The 17,472-nt window shown below is 50.7% G+C and carries 15 protein-coding genes; 10 read left to right on the top strand and 5 right to left on the bottom strand.

The features are described 5' to 3' along the window. Window positions 1-13: 13 nt before the first annotated feature. From ACXAGX_RS19820 to ACXAGX_RS19805, 4 genes are all read right to left on the bottom strand, one after another. Window positions 14-859 (bottom strand): alpha/beta hydrolase fold domain-containing protein, encoded by an 846-nt coding sequence (locus ACXAGX_RS19820; RefSeq protein ID WP_474840512.1) that lies wholly within the window; start codon window positions 857-859, stop codon window positions 14-16. 104 nt (window positions 860-963) lie between these two features. Then, window positions 964-2,073 (bottom strand): retropepsin-like aspartic protease family protein, encoded by a 1,110-nt coding sequence (locus tag ACXAGX_RS19815; RefSeq protein ID WP_474840510.1) that lies wholly within the window; start codon window positions 2,071-2,073, stop codon window positions 964-966. Next, the gene (locus tag ACXAGX_RS19810) at window positions 2,070-2,528 is read right to left on the bottom strand and encodes an acyl-CoA thioesterase (protein ID WP_474840508.1); all 459 of its coding nucleotides are present in this window, start codon (window positions 2,526-2,528) and stop codon (window positions 2,070-2,072) included. The genes ACXAGX_RS19815 and ACXAGX_RS19810 overlap by 4 nt, the downstream gene beginning before the upstream one ends. Then, window positions 2,512-3,240, bottom strand: coding sequence for an FFLEELY motif protein (locus ACXAGX_RS19805; RefSeq protein WP_474825000.1), 729 nt, complete (start codon window positions 3,238-3,240; stop codon window positions 2,512-2,514). Before ACXAGX_RS19805 ends, ACXAGX_RS19810 begins: the two co-directional genes overlap by 17 nt. 139 nt (window positions 3,241-3,379) lie before the next feature. Between ACXAGX_RS19805 and ACXAGX_RS19800 the strand changes: the two genes are divergently transcribed. The 6 genes from ACXAGX_RS19800 (at window position 3,380) to ACXAGX_RS19775 (ending at window position 7,876) form a co-directional block, all read left to right on the top strand. After that, entirely contained in the window at window positions 3,380-3,973 is a 594-nt protein-coding gene (locus ACXAGX_RS19800) for an elongation factor P hydroxylase (RefSeq protein ID WP_474840639.1), read from the top strand. Next, on the top strand, window positions 3,970-5,097 hold the full coding sequence (locus ACXAGX_RS19795) for an ATP-NAD kinase family protein (protein WP_474840506.1): 1,128 nt from the start codon (window positions 3,970-3,972) through the stop codon (window positions 5,095-5,097). The genes ACXAGX_RS19800 and ACXAGX_RS19795 overlap by 4 nt, the downstream gene beginning before the upstream one ends. Before the next feature lie 31 nt (window positions 5,098-5,128). Beyond that, complete coding sequence (locus ACXAGX_RS19790; RefSeq protein WP_474840504.1) at window positions 5,129-5,437, top strand: YfcL family protein; 309 nt, start codon at window positions 5,129-5,131, stop codon at window positions 5,435-5,437. Window positions 5,438-5,627: 190 nt separating this feature from the next. Continuing rightward, entirely contained in the window at window positions 5,628-6,248 is a 621-nt protein-coding gene (locus ACXAGX_RS19785; protein WP_070125379.1) for a FlgO family outer membrane protein, read from the top strand. 5 nt (window positions 6,249-6,253) lie between these two features. Then, a complete protein-coding gene (locus tag ACXAGX_RS19780) occupies window positions 6,254-7,006 on the top strand; it encodes a FlgO family outer membrane protein (RefSeq protein WP_070125378.1) in 753 nt (250 codons plus the stop codon). 3 nt (window positions 7,007-7,009) lie between these two features. Beyond that, window positions 7,010-7,876, top strand: coding sequence for a FlgO family outer membrane protein (locus ACXAGX_RS19775; protein ID WP_474824996.1), 867 nt, complete (start codon window positions 7,010-7,012; stop codon window positions 7,874-7,876). 199 nt (window positions 7,877-8,075) lie between these two features. On the opposite strand, the gene mnmC is transcribed toward ACXAGX_RS19775, so the two are convergent. After that, entirely contained in the window at window positions 8,076-10,067 is a 1,992-nt protein-coding gene (gene mnmC / locus ACXAGX_RS19770) for a bifunctional tRNA (5-methylaminomethyl-2-thiouridine)(34)-methyltransferase MnmC2/FAD-dependent 5-carboxymethylaminomethyl-2-thiouridine(34) oxidoreductase MnmC1 (protein WP_474840502.1), read from the bottom strand. A 252-nt stretch (window positions 10,068-10,319) separates the two neighbouring features. Here mnmC and fabB point away from each other — a divergent pair, with 252 nt between their 5' ends. The 4 genes from fabB to ACXAGX_RS19750 all read left to right on the top strand — a co-directional run. Next, window positions 10,320-11,534 (top strand): beta-ketoacyl-ACP synthase I, encoded by a 1,215-nt coding sequence (gene fabB / locus ACXAGX_RS19765; protein WP_474824994.1) that lies wholly within the window; start codon window positions 10,320-10,322, stop codon window positions 11,532-11,534. A gap of 133 nt (window positions 11,535-11,667) precedes the next feature. Further along, the gene (locus ACXAGX_RS19760) at window positions 11,668-12,819 is read left to right on the top strand and encodes a 4-phosphoerythronate dehydrogenase (RefSeq protein WP_474840500.1); all 1,152 of its coding nucleotides are present in this window, start codon (window positions 11,668-11,670) and stop codon (window positions 12,817-12,819) included. Window positions 12,820-12,869: 50 nt separating this feature from the next. Then, a complete protein-coding gene (locus ACXAGX_RS19755; protein WP_474840498.1) occupies window positions 12,870-13,886 on the top strand; it encodes an aspartate-semialdehyde dehydrogenase in 1,017 nt (338 codons plus the stop codon). Window positions 13,887-14,260: 374 nt separating this feature from the next. Next, window positions 14,261-17,472: FimV/HubP family polar landmark protein (locus ACXAGX_RS19750; RefSeq protein ID WP_474840496.1), on the top strand; the 3,212-nt coding region annotated here is incomplete at its 3' end.

Genomic DNA, 17,472 nt, shown 5'->3' with positions numbered 1-17,472 from the left:
AGCGAGGCTTCATCTAGCCAGCTTTCAGTTCATCGCCGTGAGCCAGCACAAAATGCGCGAGTCGTTGCAGGGCTTGCGCGCCCTCTGGCAGGCAATCTGGCCAAAGTGGAAACATGTGAAAGTGTCCTGGTGTGACATTTAACGATGTTGCCACGCCAGCAAGGGCTGCTTGCCGTGCCAGCAGTAAACTGTCATCCAGTAGTACTTCAGTGGCAGCGACTTCAAGGTGCATAGCCGGCAGCTTGCTAAGGTCGCCCAGCAGCGGTGATGCGTCTGGGTGAGTCGGGTTAACATTCGGCATGATCATCGATGCCAGCGCAGCATCGGCACTGTCTTCGTTCATGATGTCGGTAGTTCGTCTACGGGTAGTGCTTTTTCCCGACCGGTCGGTGTTTGGCGCCACGAGCGCAAGACAGTCAGCCTGCTGTCTGAGTGCAACACAAATCGCTAAGTGTCCGCCGGCGCTGTCACCACCTAAGTTGAGCGAGCCTGTGGTGGCAATAGTGTCTTCTGCAACAGCAACGGCATCCTCCAGCGGCGCTGGCCAGTGGTATTCGGGCGCCACTCTGTAGGCGGGTAATATAATCCTTAATCCATAACTTGCCAGTTCACGAGCCAGAGTCAGGTGGGTTTCCGGGCTGCCAAATACATAGCCGCCTCCATGGAACCAGATAAGTTCTGGGCCTACTCCAATTGCAAGACATCGAACACCGCCGCGGTCAATTTCTTCCACGTCGCTGGTGTCATGTAATCCGGCAATGTGTGCAAACGCTTTACGCATGGCTTCCGGTGAGCCTTCTACCGGCGTGCTGGTGATGAGCTTTCTGAGCTGGGTTTCATTGATTGGACGATGGCTCATGGCGTAGTCCCTGTTTTTGGATTTCATGGCGTAGATACGCAATCCATGAATTTTCAGTTTTTAAGGCGTATTGAATTAATACGAAGTGACTGATATTCGAGATATCAGTGAATGGGATCCAGCAACAGCGCGCTCTGATACTGGTCGATGCGAAACTCAAATCGCTTGAGAATATTCATGCCCAGCAGTCCTTCAGCACCGGTGAGGGTATCCTCCGGCAACACCATCAGGGTTACGTTACTCAGTCTGAACGGCCCGAATTCCACTTTTTCGAGAGTAACCATGCGGGCTTCTACCCGCCCTCCGGCGGTATTCAGGGCAAACTTGCCGAGATCACGATAGTGCCCCCGCTGTCGTAGCTGACTGAAAACGTCTGAAGTTATAGTCGTTATCGACGCGCCGGTGTCCACGAGCAGTCGGGAATGACGTCCGTTGAGTTTAACCGGAGCAAGATAATGATCACCAGTCTGTTCAAGATCCATCACAAAAGCGTGTTCGGAAACAGCAGCGCCCCGGGAAGACACTGGCTTATCGTTTTCCTGCCGGGTAGCCAGTTTTTTATAAACCGATGCGCGGATGGCTTCCGCCTGGGGATCGTCGGGCAGCACCGAAGCCAGCACATTTTCCATCAGTGTCAGCTTGTTCTGACGACCGTAAGCTTCTGCCAGCTGCATGATAAATGTGCGGTTCTGCGGCGCATACTGAAACAACGGCTCAATAAACTGGGCAAGCGTATCCCACTGACCGGCCAGACGAAGCTTGTCCAGCGCGTCATCGACAAGCGGCGGAATGATACTGCGTATTTCTCTGTCGATTTCAGCGGGTGGATTGCGCTCAAGCAGGCCATAGTAGTGAATGATGGCGTCGCTCAGCGGTTTTTCCTGTTTTACCCATTCTGCTTCCAGCATCAGCAGCTCCCAGTTGTCAGGCTCTGCCCGTAATGCAGCACTAAGCGCCGGATAAAAATTCGGGTCGTTGTCGGAAAACAATTGTCTAAGATGGGGAATTGGGCTAACAGATGCCGAAGTGGGTCGGGAATACACTGCCGCTGATGAAGGGGCGCTTGCAACAGGCTCTGTTTTTGGCTTCTTTGCCGACGACGTAAACGTCAATTCGGTGAGTTCGTTGGAAGGACGTGTCTGAGTGATAAACCATAGCAGCGCCCCATTCAATGACAGAGAAACAAATAACGCACCTGTCAGCCATTTCTTCATGCGTTTACCGCGGCAGTGGTATAGATATCGCGAAACAAAGCGGGCATGCGAGCGGGCGCGCCGGTTTGCATGTTAACGCACACAAACTGTGTTCTCGCCTGGAATACTGTTTTACTGCGACGTGGGCAAACAAACTGAAACTGTCGGGTTAGGGTAATTTTGCCATCGCATTCTTTAATCCAGGTGGCGCACAAGAGCTCGTCATTCAAATGACTGGGTTGTAAATAATCCAGTTCATGACGGCGAATAACCATCCCTTTGCCCACATCCTGATAGTCGGCAAACTTAAGGCCTAAGTGATTCGAGTGGGCCCAGGCGAGCGATTCTAACCGGCTAAGATAAGCCACATTATTAACGTGATTATAATGATCGATGTGTTGCGGCTCTATCTTCCAGGTTTGCACGAAAGGCGAGGGCAGCAACCAGCTGACGGTAGTTTCACAACGTTGGGACATAAGGGATCGGGTTATCGCTTTCTAGTTCAAAGTCGGTTTGGAACAGTTGTAGCATTATTTGCTCTTCCCGGGCAATAACCGGGTCGATAAAGCTGTTCACGTCTCCCAGTTTCTTAAACGTCTCGTAGCCACGTTGCAAAAACTCATGTAACGACAATAACCCCGCTAGTTTTGCTGGACGACGAGAGAGGGATATCAGCATACCGATACCGCGAATATCAATCACGTCTGCCAATTGGTGACCCAGGTCGCGAATGATGGCTATCTGCCGTTCTCTGGCTTCCTGTTCACCTACTTGTCGGTACGCCATGGCGTATATGTCGTTATTTCGGGGCTCATCATTAAGCGACTTTCCCTCCAGCGCGCTAACCATTTTTTGGTCTAGCTCGAAGGACAATGCATTGAGTGCTAAGGCATCGTTTAGCGCATTCATGGCGGTACTGGGGAGTACCTTTGCAAGCTTGGGCACCACTCTGGCAATGTCGGCATCACGCTGGCTAAAATCTTTGGGGCCATACAATTCTTCTACGAAAAATGCCATCGCTTGTTGATAGGCGGGTTGCTGCGCCAGGTCGTTGTGGGTCACCAGCAATCGTTCGCACTGCCACTGTTGCAGTTGATGAATTGCAGGCATTTGGCCCATTTTTTCCGCGAGATTTTTAAGTGCGTTTACCCGATGTATGTGCCCGACAATGTCTTGAGTGGCCGCCAAAATAGTCCCCTGTTAGTTTCACTCAATGTGGATAAGCATACCATACGTGGGGAACAGTGATTTGTCTCACCATTTGGCGGAACGTGTGGCTTTTGGTACTATTCGCCACCTTTCAGTCACCCGGTTACTATCAGGATATATGCAGCAGATATTTGTCGCCAATGCTCAAGCGAACAACACGGTTTCCACGCTTGATGAAGATTTCGACCCACAGGTCGATGAACTCATTGCGTTGTTCGACAATACCTTCGCCGACACCTTCAATACTCGCCTGATCCGCGGTGAAGATGAGCCGATATATCTGCCTGCAGATAAAGACACGCCTTACCACCGAATCGTATTTGCTCATGGTTTTTTTTCCAGTGCCCTGCACGAAATTGCCCATTGGTGCATCGCGGGGGAAAAGCGACGCTTACTGGAAGATTACGGCTACTGGTACTGTCCCGATGGACGGGACGAGTCTCAGCAGAAAGCGTTTGAACAGGTGGAAATTAAACCCCAAGCCGTGGAATGGGCGCTAACGTTAAGTGCAGGGCGCCGTTTTCGCGTGAGTACCGACAACCTGAATGGCGCAGAGCCTGATCGTGAAGGGTTTACCGAGGCGGTCTATGCGCAGCTTTGCCAGTACGCCGAAACTGGTTTCCCGCCACGGGCAGTGACTTTGATGAAAGCGTTACAATTGCACTTTAACACCGCCCCCGTTAACGCAGAATTGGTGAGGAACTTACGATGAGTAAATATTTTCACCTTGGCGTTTTGATAAATCCTTACGCCGGTATTGGCGGTGCATTGGCACTTAAAGGAAGCGACGGCAAGGAAATCCGTGAGCAAGCGTTGTCAGCCGGTGCAGAGAAACTTGCTGGCGCTAAAATGGCCCGTGCGCTGAAGCTTGTGGAGCCACTTGCCGAACACGTGCAAGTGGTAACGGCAGCAGGTGAAATGGGCGAAGATATTTGTCAGCAGGCCGGACTGAACACCACCGTGGTGTTCACACCAGAAAATCCACAAACAGAAGCCGAAGACACCGAAGCCGCGGTGAATGCGATGCTGGCATCGGGTATCGACCTGCTATTGTTTGCCGGTGGTGATGGCACCGCACGCAATGTGTGTGGTATTGCGCAGCAGCGAGTACCAGTGCTTGGTGTGCCAGCAGGCTGTAAAATCCATTCCGGCGTTTATGCGGTTACCCCAGTGGCGGCGGGGGAAGTGGTGGCGATGATGGTGCGTGGTGAACTGGTGAGCGAAACCGACGCAGAAGTCCGCGACATCGATGAAGATGCCTTTCGAAACGGCAAAGTATTGGCTAAACATTTTGGTGAAATGCGGGTGCCAGATGCACTGACCTATGTACAGGCGGTGAAAATGGGCGGCAAAGAAAGCGATGAGTTAGTCCTTGAAGATATTGCCGCAGAAGTCAGTGAAATGATGGATGACGAGCCAGAAACCTGTTTCGTCATGGGCTCAGGTTCCACCGTTGCCTACATCATGGAAAGACTCGGTCTGAATAACACCTTGCTAGGGGTGGATATCGTCAAAGGCGGCGCGCTTGTGGCTTCGGATGTCACGGCTTCGCAACTTCTTTCACTCACTGACGGTGAGCCGGTAAAACTTGTGATCACCGTGATTGGCGGGCAAGGCCACATATTTGGCCGCGGCAATCAGCAGCTATCTCCGGCTTTCCTGCGCAAAATGAGCAAAGAAAACATGTTAATTTGTGCCACAAAAACGAAATTACAGTCATTGGAAGGGCGCCCGCTGCGTCTTGATACCGGCGACGGTGAACTCGACAGCAGTCTTGCAGGATATTTCTCTGTGATCACCGGTTACCGGGACAAAGTACTTTATCCGGCAGAATGACTTATCAGCGAATTTTATAACAGGAGCAGAAATGCAGTATCCGGCAGCGGCTTCCACCGCGTTTATTGAACAAATCGGACAAATTGAACAAGCACTAGACGGTGTGGTAGACCATGGTGACGATGATGAACTGTTTATTGCCAGTTATTTACAAGGGCATTTTGCTGTCATCGCCCGTCGGCAGGAAATGGAATCAGACGCAACGTTGTCATCGTTAGATGATGCGATGCAAGGTAGCCTTCAGGCTGCGTTCGACAATAAAGAACTGGACGATGGCGATCAGGAAAAAGTCTTAGCCTTATGGCAACGCTTGCTACACCAATCTCAATCGGCCAACTAAGGTCTTCAATCATCCGAAAGCGGCAGGGCCTTGCCGCTTTCGTTATCTTTTTCTTATCGGTATTACCCTCATCAATAATGGCAAAACGTCATTTTCTGCGTGTTTCCAGCGTCATGTCTCTGACCTAGCTTTATGGTACGAATATTGCGAACAGTCGGATAAGAACGTCGTCTCTGACAGGTATTTGACTATGAAGGTAATCCCTCATGCCCGCCGGCTTACCATGCTGGCAGCATTATCAGCCCTATTGCTAGGTGGTTGCGCCAGTGAAAACAGTGCCACCGTGCTGCAGGAAGAAAATATGGCCGTGCCGGCACTGGGCAACATGGAATACCACACCTACGTACTGGCAAATGAACTGTTTGCTAACCTCCGTCCATCGCGGCAGGCCAAGTACGCCGTTGTGGGTTTCGTGCCTGCTGATTCAATGGAATACAACCCGAATAATCAAGATCCGCTGATGATGCTGAGTCATCAACTGGAAGAAGGGTTAATCACGGAAGCCACAAAACGGGGCTATACCACTCAAGAGTTCAAACTCACGGACGATATAATAATGGGAGAGCGTGCAGACCGCGTGCTAACCCGTGATGTTGATTTATTGCCAGGCATTGAGCGGGTCGATTTTTATATCACTGGCACGGTGATCCGCCAACAATCAGGCGCCATGGTAAATGCCCGGGTTATCAACGCGCGCACCAAAGATGTTGTTGCAGCCGCCACTCGTTTTTTCCCGGAAGGTCTATTCTGGGATGAAGAAAAGGTGACCACCCGAAATGGGCGGCTGTACAGAAACGAAGATAAGGGGTAACACCAATGACTTTCCGCCGTAACCTCACCGCCACTGCGGTGCTGCTTTCCTGTTTGTCAGGCTGTTCCTTGCTAAGCGATGAACAAACCGAAACTGCAGAAAATACTCCGTCACTGCCGGTGATGAATGTCATTGATGTGCGCGCCGAAGATCGCGCGCCTTCACCCGCGGCCAATGAAGCCGACGCAGACAGCACAGACAGCTTCGGCGCGGTAGGGCAGCCACAGCTTTATAGCAGTGTGCAGGGCGCCTATCAGGGCCGGCCGCTCACTCATCATGTCGGGGATTATGTCCGCAATATGGCCCAGGATCTGGTGTCTAATATGGAGTACGTCAGCAACAAAACCCCCGTTGCAGTGACTAACTTTGCACTGCTGGATTCAGACTTGCAGCATACCAATTTACTGGGTCACCAGATGGCGGAATCGTTTATGCACGAACTGCATAAATACCGCATTCCAGTCGTGGATTTCAAAGCCACAGACTACATTCGCGTGACTGACGACGGCGATTTTCTGCTGAGTCGGGATTACCTTGATTTAAGCAGCAGCCTGCCAGTGGACTATGTGTTAACTGGCACCATGGCCAAACACCAGGGGGGCGTGCTGGTTAATGCGCGTATTCTTGGGATTGAAAGCCGCGCGGTAGTAGCTTCTGCCCAGTTACTAATTCCATTCTATGTAGTGGATGCCCTTATCCCGAGCGATAGCAACGGGAAAAGTGGTATTCGAGATGGCGTTAAACTAACCCGAGGATAAGCCGTGTCTCGTTCGATTTGTTCGCAATCACTTTCGCTGGCTTGTCTCGTGACTGTTTCGGTGATGTCTGGCTGTACTGCTTTGGATAACCAGTACCACGCGTTTACCGACAAACATGAGCACGATCCCGAACTCATGAAGGCTGATGATGCCACTCAAGGTGAAGGAATGCCTGAGGCTGGGCTTGTAGCGCAGGATAAACAGGCAGAAACCCAGCGTGAACCTGTTAAATACGCTCCCATAGACGGCATAGCGCTTAAAGCAACCACCAGTCAGGCGATTAACACATCAACGCCAGCTAAAACGGGGGACTGGGAGTATCATCCCGATTCTCGTGACGAATACCTGGCTGCGCAAGAGGCTTCCACAGAAACCACCACAGGCCGAGTGTGGCAAGACCCGCTCATTACCGGTTATCAACCCGATAGTACACACAAAGCGTTAAACGATTACGCCGCTCAACTGGCAATGAAATTAATGCGTTCTGCAAAAACGCTGAGCACTAATGATTTAATTGGTGTAGCCAGTTTTGTGAGATTAAATACCAGTCTACAAGACACCACCATAATGGGAAATCAATTGTCGGAGTTATTGATTGCAGAACTGCAAGGCGCGGGTATGAGTATCGTCGACTTTAAAATGGCCGGCGGACTAACGGTTACTCCTCATGGCGATTTGGCAATGACTCGCAATGGTGAAGCCCTTTCAAGACAAATGGAAATGGACCATATTCTCACGGGAACGTTAATTGAAGAGCCCCGTGGCGTGCGTGTTAATGCGCGAATTGTGTCGGTAAAAACCGGTCGCGTAGTGGGCAGTTCTACATTAGTAGTGCCAGCGTTTATGGTAGCAAGACTGAACAATCACTAAGGGTAAATAAGATCTTTGACCGTGTGAGTGTAATCGGGTAGTATGATTTTTGAGCGAAATGGTTGATTTTGACAAGTAAATCAATCCAAATGCATTATATTATTTGATAAATTCAGGATAAGGGATATTCTGTATAACGCTTGCTGCCCTGGGCCTGGATGGCATTGTGTTATACCATCTCCATAATGCTATTGATGGTTCAGGGCGCTTCCCCTCGAATACAATTTCTAATCATGAAGCGTTGCGGCGCTACAGCTTGAAGTAATTTCTCAGGCATCGGCATTGGCTGATGCAGTAATTGCGATGCTAAAACCTGCGCCATCAGTGGTGCCGTGGTTAATCCTCTTGAACCTAATCCGGTTAAAGTAAAAATTCTGCCTTCAGGCAATTCAGCCTGTCCGTCTATGGGTTTGCCGTTGGTGAGATCCTGATAACGTTCCCAAAGCACGTTTACTCTCGTGAGCTGACCACTGGCAGGTTGATGATCCGGTAGCGACAGGCGCACAGATGCGCGGGCATCGCCATCATGCTCCAGTTCACTTATCCAGCTTTCGTTACTTAGCGCCTTCTGGTGGGTTGCCAAATTAGTCTGGGTGTCGGCTTCACGTACATCCGTTGCGGTATCGCCTTTGCCATACGTAGAGCCCAGCGCATGACGACTATCCATTTGAGGGGTCATGTAACCTTTGTGGCAAAGTACGGTGTTGAGTTGGTTAATAGGCGCTTGGGTTGCTATTGCTTCCACCTGCCCGCGCACAGGGCGTAATGGCAACGCATTCATCGTGTCAATCAATACGCTACCGGCGCCAGTCGCCATAATGATGCGGTCGAAGGTGTGGCTCTCGCCGTTCACAGAAAACGTGACGCCTGTGGATGTCTCGCTGATGTTGCAGACTTTCGCATTTAGGTGCAGTGCCACTTTATCACCGCATGCCTTAATCAAGGCGTGTACCAAATCCGGCGGGCTTAGCCAACCGCCGAGGGAAATGAATAAGCCGTTGTCAGACAAGGGTAACCCAGAAATAGAAGTGGCTTCTTCGGCACTTACGGGGCGAACAAGTTCATCAGGCCATACTTCACCATCGGCCAGTTTTTGTTGACGATCTATCACCGCATCACTGAATCCCAGTTGCAGCACTCCGCACCATTGATGACGATAATCATTTGCCGGTAAGGCATTGTAATAGCGCCTGGCGTACAGAAAACTGTGTGCCTGAATTTGACTGGCAATACTGGCTTCACTATGAAGCTGCGGATAAAATCCTCCCTGACGATTTCCCGAGGCTCCGGTAGCCAGTGTTTCATCGGCGCAAAAAACGCTCGAGGCCACGCCTTGCTCTGCCAGGGCATGGGCAAACGTGGCTGCGGCCAAACCACCGCCCACAATCGCGATTCGTTCACCATCTCCTAGTGACGCATTGTTATAGCGGGAGTAGGGAGGCGCAGGTTGTTTGCCTTTTTCACTGTCAAAATAGCCCGCTAGCATGTCTCGCTTACGGCCGAAACCTTTTCGCTTTTCCACCACGAAGCCAGCATCTCTCAGGCCTCGTTTAACAATGCCTGCTGCGGTAAAAGTGCCAAACGTGCCACCTTGGCGGGTTAATCTCGTCATTTGCGAAAACAGCGCATCGGTCCACATCTCCGGGTTCTTACTTGGTGCAAACCCGTCGAGGAACCACGCATCAATCAAACCGCTACGAGAACAATGCCATTGGGGGAGCAGTTCATGTACGTCGCCCATCCACAAATCCAGCGTGCAGGAAAAGTCACTGAAATGCATGCGGTGACACCCTTGCAAAGCAATGGGGTACTGCTCGGTCAATGCATCGGCTGCCTGAGTTAATGCTGGGAAGGCGTTTAATGCCTGCCGCAGGTCTGCTTTTTTCAGTGGGAATTTTTCAGTGGTGAGTATAAAAAGGTGTTTTAGCGGGTGCGCGGGGTTGGCGTCGCGGAACTGCTTGAAAGCCTGCATGGCAACCAGACAATTCAAACCTGTGCCAAATCCGGTTTCTGCAATGACAAAGTCTCGGCGATTATGTGACTGCCAGCGCTCACTCAGATCATTGCCTCCGATAAAGACATGCAGGGTTTCGTCGATACCGCTGTCGTTAGAAAAATAAACATCATCAAAGTGATCGGCGACTGGGGTGCCGCTATCATTGAAATGGACCTGAGCTGACTGGGATTTCATCAAACAAAATTCATGCATACAAACGTTGGGGCGATGATACCTTGCATGCTACATTGAAAAAAGGTTTCGCTAAGTTCCTCGATTAAAAGCTGAACGTTTGCCACATTCAGCACTCGAAGCCTGTGAATATGCGTTCCCGGTATGGCCGGGAACAGATTTGGTTCTGCTCATAATAATGGTTAACTAAAAAGAGCAGACCAGTTTACCGACGAAAATCGTTACCATATGCCCCATCAAAATAAAGGGTTAGTTATGAGAAGAGCAGTTATTACCGGTCTGGGCATCGTATCCAGCATCGGTGTAAATCAGGATGAAGTACTGGCATCGCTGAAAGCGGGCAAGTCTGGTATCACTTTTTCTGAACAGTTTGCCGAAATGGGCCTGCGTAGCCAGGTTTGGGGTAAGCCGGATATCGAGCTGTCCGAACATATTGACCGTAAAGCAATGCGCTTTATGGGTGACGCCGCTGCATTCGCTTATGTCGCAATGCAGCAGGCTATTGCAGACTCAGGTCTGGAAGAGAAAGATATTTCAAATGAACGTACCGGTATCATTGCTGGCTCGGGCGGTGCATCGTCACTGAACCAAGTGTTGTCGGCAGATATTCTGCGTGAAAAAGGCGTAAAACGCGTAGGACCATACATGGTGCCACGCTGCATGGCGTCAACAGTTTCAGCCTGTCTGGCAACGCCGTTCAAAATTAAAGGTGTAAACTACTCAATCGCTTCTGCCTGTGCGACCAGCGCACACTGTATCGGCAATGCGTTAGAGCTTATTCAGTTAGGCAAGCAAGACGTGGTATTTGCTGGTGGCGGTGAAGAACTTCACTGGTCGCTGTCGAGCCAGTTCGACGCCATGGGCGCGCTGTCTTCTAAGTTTAACGACAATCCTTCTGTTGCTTCTCGTACCTACGATGCGAATCGTGACGGCTTTGTTAGCTCTGGTGGTGGCGGTATGGTTGTGGTTGAAGAACTGGAACATGCTCTGGCACGTGGCGCAACGATCTACGGTGAAGTTGTTGGTTACGGTGCAACCTCAGACGGGTACGACATGGTAGCGCCATCTGGTGAAGGCGCGGTGCGTTGTATGAAGATGGCTATGCAGAACGTTGAAGGCGGAATCGACTACCTCAACACCCACGGTACATCAACACCAGTAGGTGATGTGAAAGAACTGGCTGCAATTCAAGAAGTATTTGGTCAGTCAGGTGTGCCTATCAGTGCGACTAAGTCTCTGACCGGTCACGCCCTGGGTGCCGCTGGTGTTAACGAAGCGATTTACAGCCTGCTGATGATGAAGCATAACTTCATTGCGCCATCTATTAACGTAGAACAGTTGGACGAAGCGGCTGCTGGCCTGGATATCGTGACTTCACCCCGTGAAGCGGTACTGAATACGGTAATGTCAAACAGCTTCGGCTTTGGCGGTACCAATGCAACACTGGTAATGCAGCGCTACAACGGCTAATACGCAATTGCCGTGGCTGTGATGCAGCCTTGATAAAACGCCCGTTCCGGCTCTGTCGGCGCGGGCGTTTTGTTTAATCTATTCGATTCCAGTATCATACCGCCCCCCGGACAAAACGGCTGAACACTGACACATGACTCGCATCTTTTTTGAAGAAAGTATCCCTCAAGGCGAAGCATATTTTTCTACGCTTGGCGACGCCACGTCATTTAATGGTCCTTCGTTAGCGCCAGAGCAACTCGGTGATGTAGATTATCTGGCGGTGCGCTCTACCACGGCGGTAACTCCGTCTCTGCTGGCAAAAGCCGACAAGTTGAAGTTGGTTACCACCGCTACGGCCGGTACCAATCATATGGATAAATCTGCATTGGATGCAGCCGGTATTGCATGGCGATCAGCCGGTGGTTGTAATGCCGTGGCTGTGGCTGAGTACGTGGTGAGTGCACTTATGAGCGCCTATCAAGATAAGCAGCTCAACCTCAGTCGCATAACCGTAGGCATTGTCGGTGCGGGTCACGTGGGAACGGCACTTGCCGAGCGTCTGCATGCGCTGAATATTGCCTACAAACTTTGCGATCCACCATTGCAACAAGCCGGCGATCACCGCCATTTTGTAGCTATGGATGAAATCATGGCGTGTGATGTGATTACCCTGCATGTTCCATTTGTGAAAGCCGGGGAGCATGCTACGGCTCATTTGTTAGATGCAAAGCGTATTGCCGCGCTTAAACCGAACCAGTTGTTGATTAACGCCTGCCGTGGTGAAGTGGTAGATGAAGCCGCTTTGCTACATCGTCTCGGGCAACCTGACGCACCTACAGTGGTGCTCGATGTGTTTTTCAGTGAGCCGGAAATTAATCAGGCGCTGTTACCACTGGTGTGGCTGACGACACCGCACATTGCCGGGCATTCTGTGGAAGGTAAACTGCGCGGTACGCAGATGGCGTATGAGCAGGTTTGTGAAGCTATTAACGTGTCGCCGACACTTGCCATGGATAACTTCCTTGAAATACCGGAAGCGTTGCCATTTGCGCCATCAGACCGCACTGCAGAAGCGTTGGACTGGGACAGTTTGGCAACATTATTGTTAAGTATTTACGACATCAGAAAAGATGATCAACTGTTCAAGCACGATACCTCCCGAGACGGTTTTTTGCATATGCGCAAGCACTATCCAGTAAGACGGGAATGCGGCTCCCATTTTCTTCGTATTCCAGCACCGGTATCCGAGGGGATTGTTGAGCAATTGTCGGGTTTAGGATTTCAATTTAATTTTGTACGCTGAAATGGCGATAGCCATTTTCAGTGACAACAGAGTAAGTAAGAGGACAGAACATGTCACAGGTTTTTGATGTAGCCGTACTGGGCGCAACGGGGTTAGTTGGCCAGGCGATGATTGAAATGCTCGAAGAGCGAAAATTCCCCATAGGCACGCTGTACGCGCTGGCCAGTGAACGTTCTGCCGGCAGCACAATTAATTTCAAAGGCGAAGAAATTGAAGTGCAAAACGTGGATGACTTCGACTGGACGTTGGTGCAGTTTGGTTTCTTCTCTGCTGGTGGGGATGTCTCGGCCCGTATCGCGCCAATAGCTGCTGAAGCGGGATGTATTGTTATCGACAATACCTCGCACTTCCGCTACGAACCCGATGTACCGCTAGTTGTACCTGAAGTGAATCCGCAGGCGCTGGCTGATTTTCGTAATCGCAACATCATCGCTAACCCAAACTGCTCAACCATTCAGATGGTGGTGGCACTGAAGCCAGTTCATGATGTGGCTGGTATCGAGCGCATTAACGTGTGTACTTATCAGTCGGTATCGGGTGGTGGCAAGAAAGCCATGGAAGAACTGGCACTCCAAACGGCCAATCTGCTGAATACCCGTCCTATCACGCCGGAAGCCTTCAGCCGCCAGATCGCATTTAACGCCATACCGCAAATCGATGCCTTCATGGACAACGACTACACCAAAGAAGAAATGAAAATGGTGTGGGAAACCCAGAAAATCCTGGGTGACAGTGACGTGTTGGTCAATGCCACGGCAGTGCGCGTGCCGGTATTTTATGGCCACGGAGAAGCCATTCATTTAGAAACACGTATGCCAGTAGATGCGCTGCAGGTGAAGCAGTTGCTTGCCGATGCCCCTGGCGTGAAGGTGTACGATGCCCGTGAAGAATTTCCGACTCAGGTAAGCAGTGCCAGCGGCAACGACTGGGTGCACGTAGGGCGCATTCGCGATGATATTTCTCACCCCAACGGACTGAACCTGTGGGTGGTATCGGACAATGTGCGCAAAGGTGCTGCCACTAACAGCGTGCAAATTGCTGAAACCCTTATAAAAGACTACCTGTAAGTCAAACCGGCGCAGGGGTAAACTTCTGCGCCGGCCTGCCGATAACCTTTCTAAAGCAAATTAACGTGTCTGCACTGAAATTTGCGTTTTTCTAGATAGTTACCGTTAACTGGTTTATAGTTTTGGTAACTGTTAAGTGCAAATTATCATCATGGATTGAAGTTTGCATAAAACCGTGAATCTACAGGAATATTTCTGATAGTGACGGTTTTCTGACTCGCCAGTCGGACTGGCACGTTACGAGCAAACGAGCTCTGACATTATAAGAATAACAGGCAGCGGTGTGCCGGCTTGTCCGTGTACTGGTTACACCACCTGGCCTGGCCAACTGGAATATCTCTTCCGGTGTACGCTTGAGGGCATATAGGAACGCTATGAAATCGCATGTTACGGGCTTGCTAATTTTTTTATTGTTACTGGCAGCCGCGCCGGGATTCAGTGACGCGCAGGAACGGCAAATGCCGATCCGTGGGCCAAAAAATGCCACCAGTCAGTATTCCGGCAATGTGTATGGCCCCATCGATGATAACGATACGCTGTGGCGTATTGCCAACCGCTACAAACAAAACAAGAACCTCTCTGTCTACCAGGTGATGATTGGGATTTATGAACTTAATCCCGATGCCTTCGAACAGCAAAATCTCAATCTGCTGGTAAATGGCGCCATGCTGCAATTACCATCAGAGCGTTATATTGCCCGCATCGACCCTGAGCGCGCGAAAATGCGTGCCGAGCAAGATGACGACAATTTTGCCCGCATGGAAAATCGCCCGGGCAGCAGTACGAATAACATCAAACCGCCGGTACCACTGGTTAATCAAGAAGACCTCACCACCACCCGCAGTGCGATTGAAGATAAGATCACCCGCCTTGACAGTCAGCAAACTGAGCAGTTTGATGAGCTTCGTCAACAATTTGCAGCCTCCCTCGATAGTGTGCAGGCGATTCTGGATGAAAACCGCAAGCTGTACGATCGTGTCGAACAAGTGAATGAAGATCTGGCCTCTTTGCGAAATCAGGTCGAAGGTGATGTTCAGAGTAAAATGGACACGCAAACCAGCCAATTGATGCAAGTGCTGGACATGATGAAGCAGGAACAAGCCGAAAGACAGGCTGAAAAAGATGCTTCGTTCATGAATACCCTGATGCAACCCATGTCGTTGATCATTGGTTCAGGCGTACTTACCTTGTTGCTAGTGGGCGGTTTAGTTGCCTGGTTCTTAAAGCGTGGCAATAAAAACAACGATGTGGAACCGGTGCAACCTGTTGCCCAGGTTTCGCCTGCGGATACCGCACCTGTTGCCGCGGCAGCCGCTTCAGCTGCCATCATTCCTGATCTGGATGACACGCCAGAATTGTCCGACGATGAGCTTTTCAATGATGATGAACTCCTCGATGACGTGCTCTCTAACGAATTGGAAGAGTCGCTCGATGACGATTTAGAGAGTTTTGCCGATCTTGACGATGACATGCTGGTGCCTGAAGAGGACTTTGCGTTTGAAGACGGAAATTCCGAATTAGGGCAGGACGAACTCGACAGCCTGTTTGACGATGATTTGTTAGCCGATGATTCGTTGGTGCCAGAAACCGATGAAATGGATGGCATCGACTTATCCGGCGATGAAGAAACACCTGAACCGCAAACTGAAGAAACGCAAACCGAAGCCCCTGAACCCGAAGCGACGTCTGATGTTGTCAGTGATGACGACATCGATGCATTGCTGGCAGGAAACGCGCCTGAGCCTGACGAACCTGCTGCAAGTGCGGACGACGATGATTTCGACGTAGATGCGTTGCTAGACGCCAATGCAGCTGATTTGGGTGATGGTGAAAATGAAGCCGGAGAAAGCGCTCAGGCGGATGCCATTGTTGAAGAAGATCAGATGGTTGACCCTGACGATATTCTCTCTGAATTCAGTGCCGCGACTGCCGATGAAGACGAAAAACCTGAAATAGACATTGATGATCTTCTAGAGGATAACCAGCCAGGTCAAGACATTACCTCATCCGATGGCAGCGTAGATGAGGAAATGCTCGAAAAGCTTGATCGCGAAATCAACGATCAGAATCAGGAGCTCGACCGTCTCACAGACAACATTATCAACGAGATGGATCAGCTCGACCAGATGGCTGACATGTTAGGTGACGATGAGGCTTCCGAAGAGGAAATTGAAACGCAGACCACACCGTCGCCTCAGGCCATCCAGGATTTAGACGCCTTTAGCGAAGATTTGGACGAAATCGATGTTGAGTATATGGAAAATGCGGATGAATTCACCGATCCACTTTCAGACGAATTAATCTCGGAATTACAAGGTGAGACCGCAGAAGAGGACGGGTTAACTGACCTCGATGACTCTGACGAACTTACTAACGACCTCTCAGACGATCTTTCAGACGAGCTATTAGCTGAATTAGAAGATGACGAAATGGACTCGTTGTCTGACGAACTGCTCGCTGAACTTGAAGCCGAAGAATCGGCTGATGATGACATCAACGCCGACACGGATGCGCTGGAATCCAGCGACGATGAAGAAGATTTCAACGCCGAGCTTGACGATGATCTTACCAACGAACTATTGGCAGAACTCGAAGGCGATACAGACGATTTAGACACCGGTGAGACCGACGAAGTCGAGTTCGATGAAGATGAGTTCGATGAAAATGAACTTGGAAGTGATACCGAAGCGCTCGCTGTAGAAACGGATGAATCTGAAAGTGATTCGGTAGCGGATTCCGATGAAGATGAAGCGCTAGCTGAAGACACATCATTAGATGCAGATGCATTGATGGCGGAAATTGAAGCCGCAGCGGAAGAGCCTACCGCGACACCAGAAAATGACGTTGAACCAGAGGATGAGCTCGACGCACTGGCATCTGAAGCGCCTGAAGAGAAACAAGATGAATTGGTAGCCGAAGAGGTTGATTCGCCGGTTACCGAGGAGAATACTGACTACGAAGCCGAAGCCGAAGCCGAAGCCGAAGCCGAAGCCGAAGCCGAAGCCGAAGCCGAAGCCGAAGCCGAAGCCGAAGCCGAAGCCGAAGCCGAAGACCGTTTCGACGCCGCTCCAGCGCTTGAAGAAGATGAAGCGTTTGCCGAAGTGGAAGAGCAAGTTGAGCCGGAGATAGAACCAGAGCTAGAGCTTGAGCAAGAACCTGAGCTAGCGCCCGAGGCAGAATCAGAGCAGGAATCAGAGCTAGCGCCTGAGGCAGAGCCAGAATTAAAGCCAGAACAGGCCGACACGGAAGATGCAGAAGAAGCTGAGCAAAGTGACGATGTCACACCGCCATCGGCAGACATGCCTCAAGCCGCCGATAGTGAATATGAACATTATCAGCCCGAAGAAGTGGATGCGTTGGCTGATGAGTTGTTGGCCGAACTCGAAGGGCGCGGCGAACATGAAACGGATGATACGGCCCAAGCCGAACCTGTCTCACAACCCAGTTCACTGGAAGATTTACTTGAGCCTGTAGCAGACGCTGATGACACTGCTGCAGAGCCAGAGCCAGAGCCAGAGCCAGAGCCAGAGCCAGAGCCAGAGCCAGAGCCAGAGCCAGAGCCAGAGCCAGAGCCAGAGCCAGAGCC

This window comes from Alteromonas sp. ABV4_515, assembly GCF_056160345.1.
The sequence above is the reverse complement of the archived record's forward strand: the minus strand, read 5'-3'. Positions and strand labels throughout refer to the sequence as shown.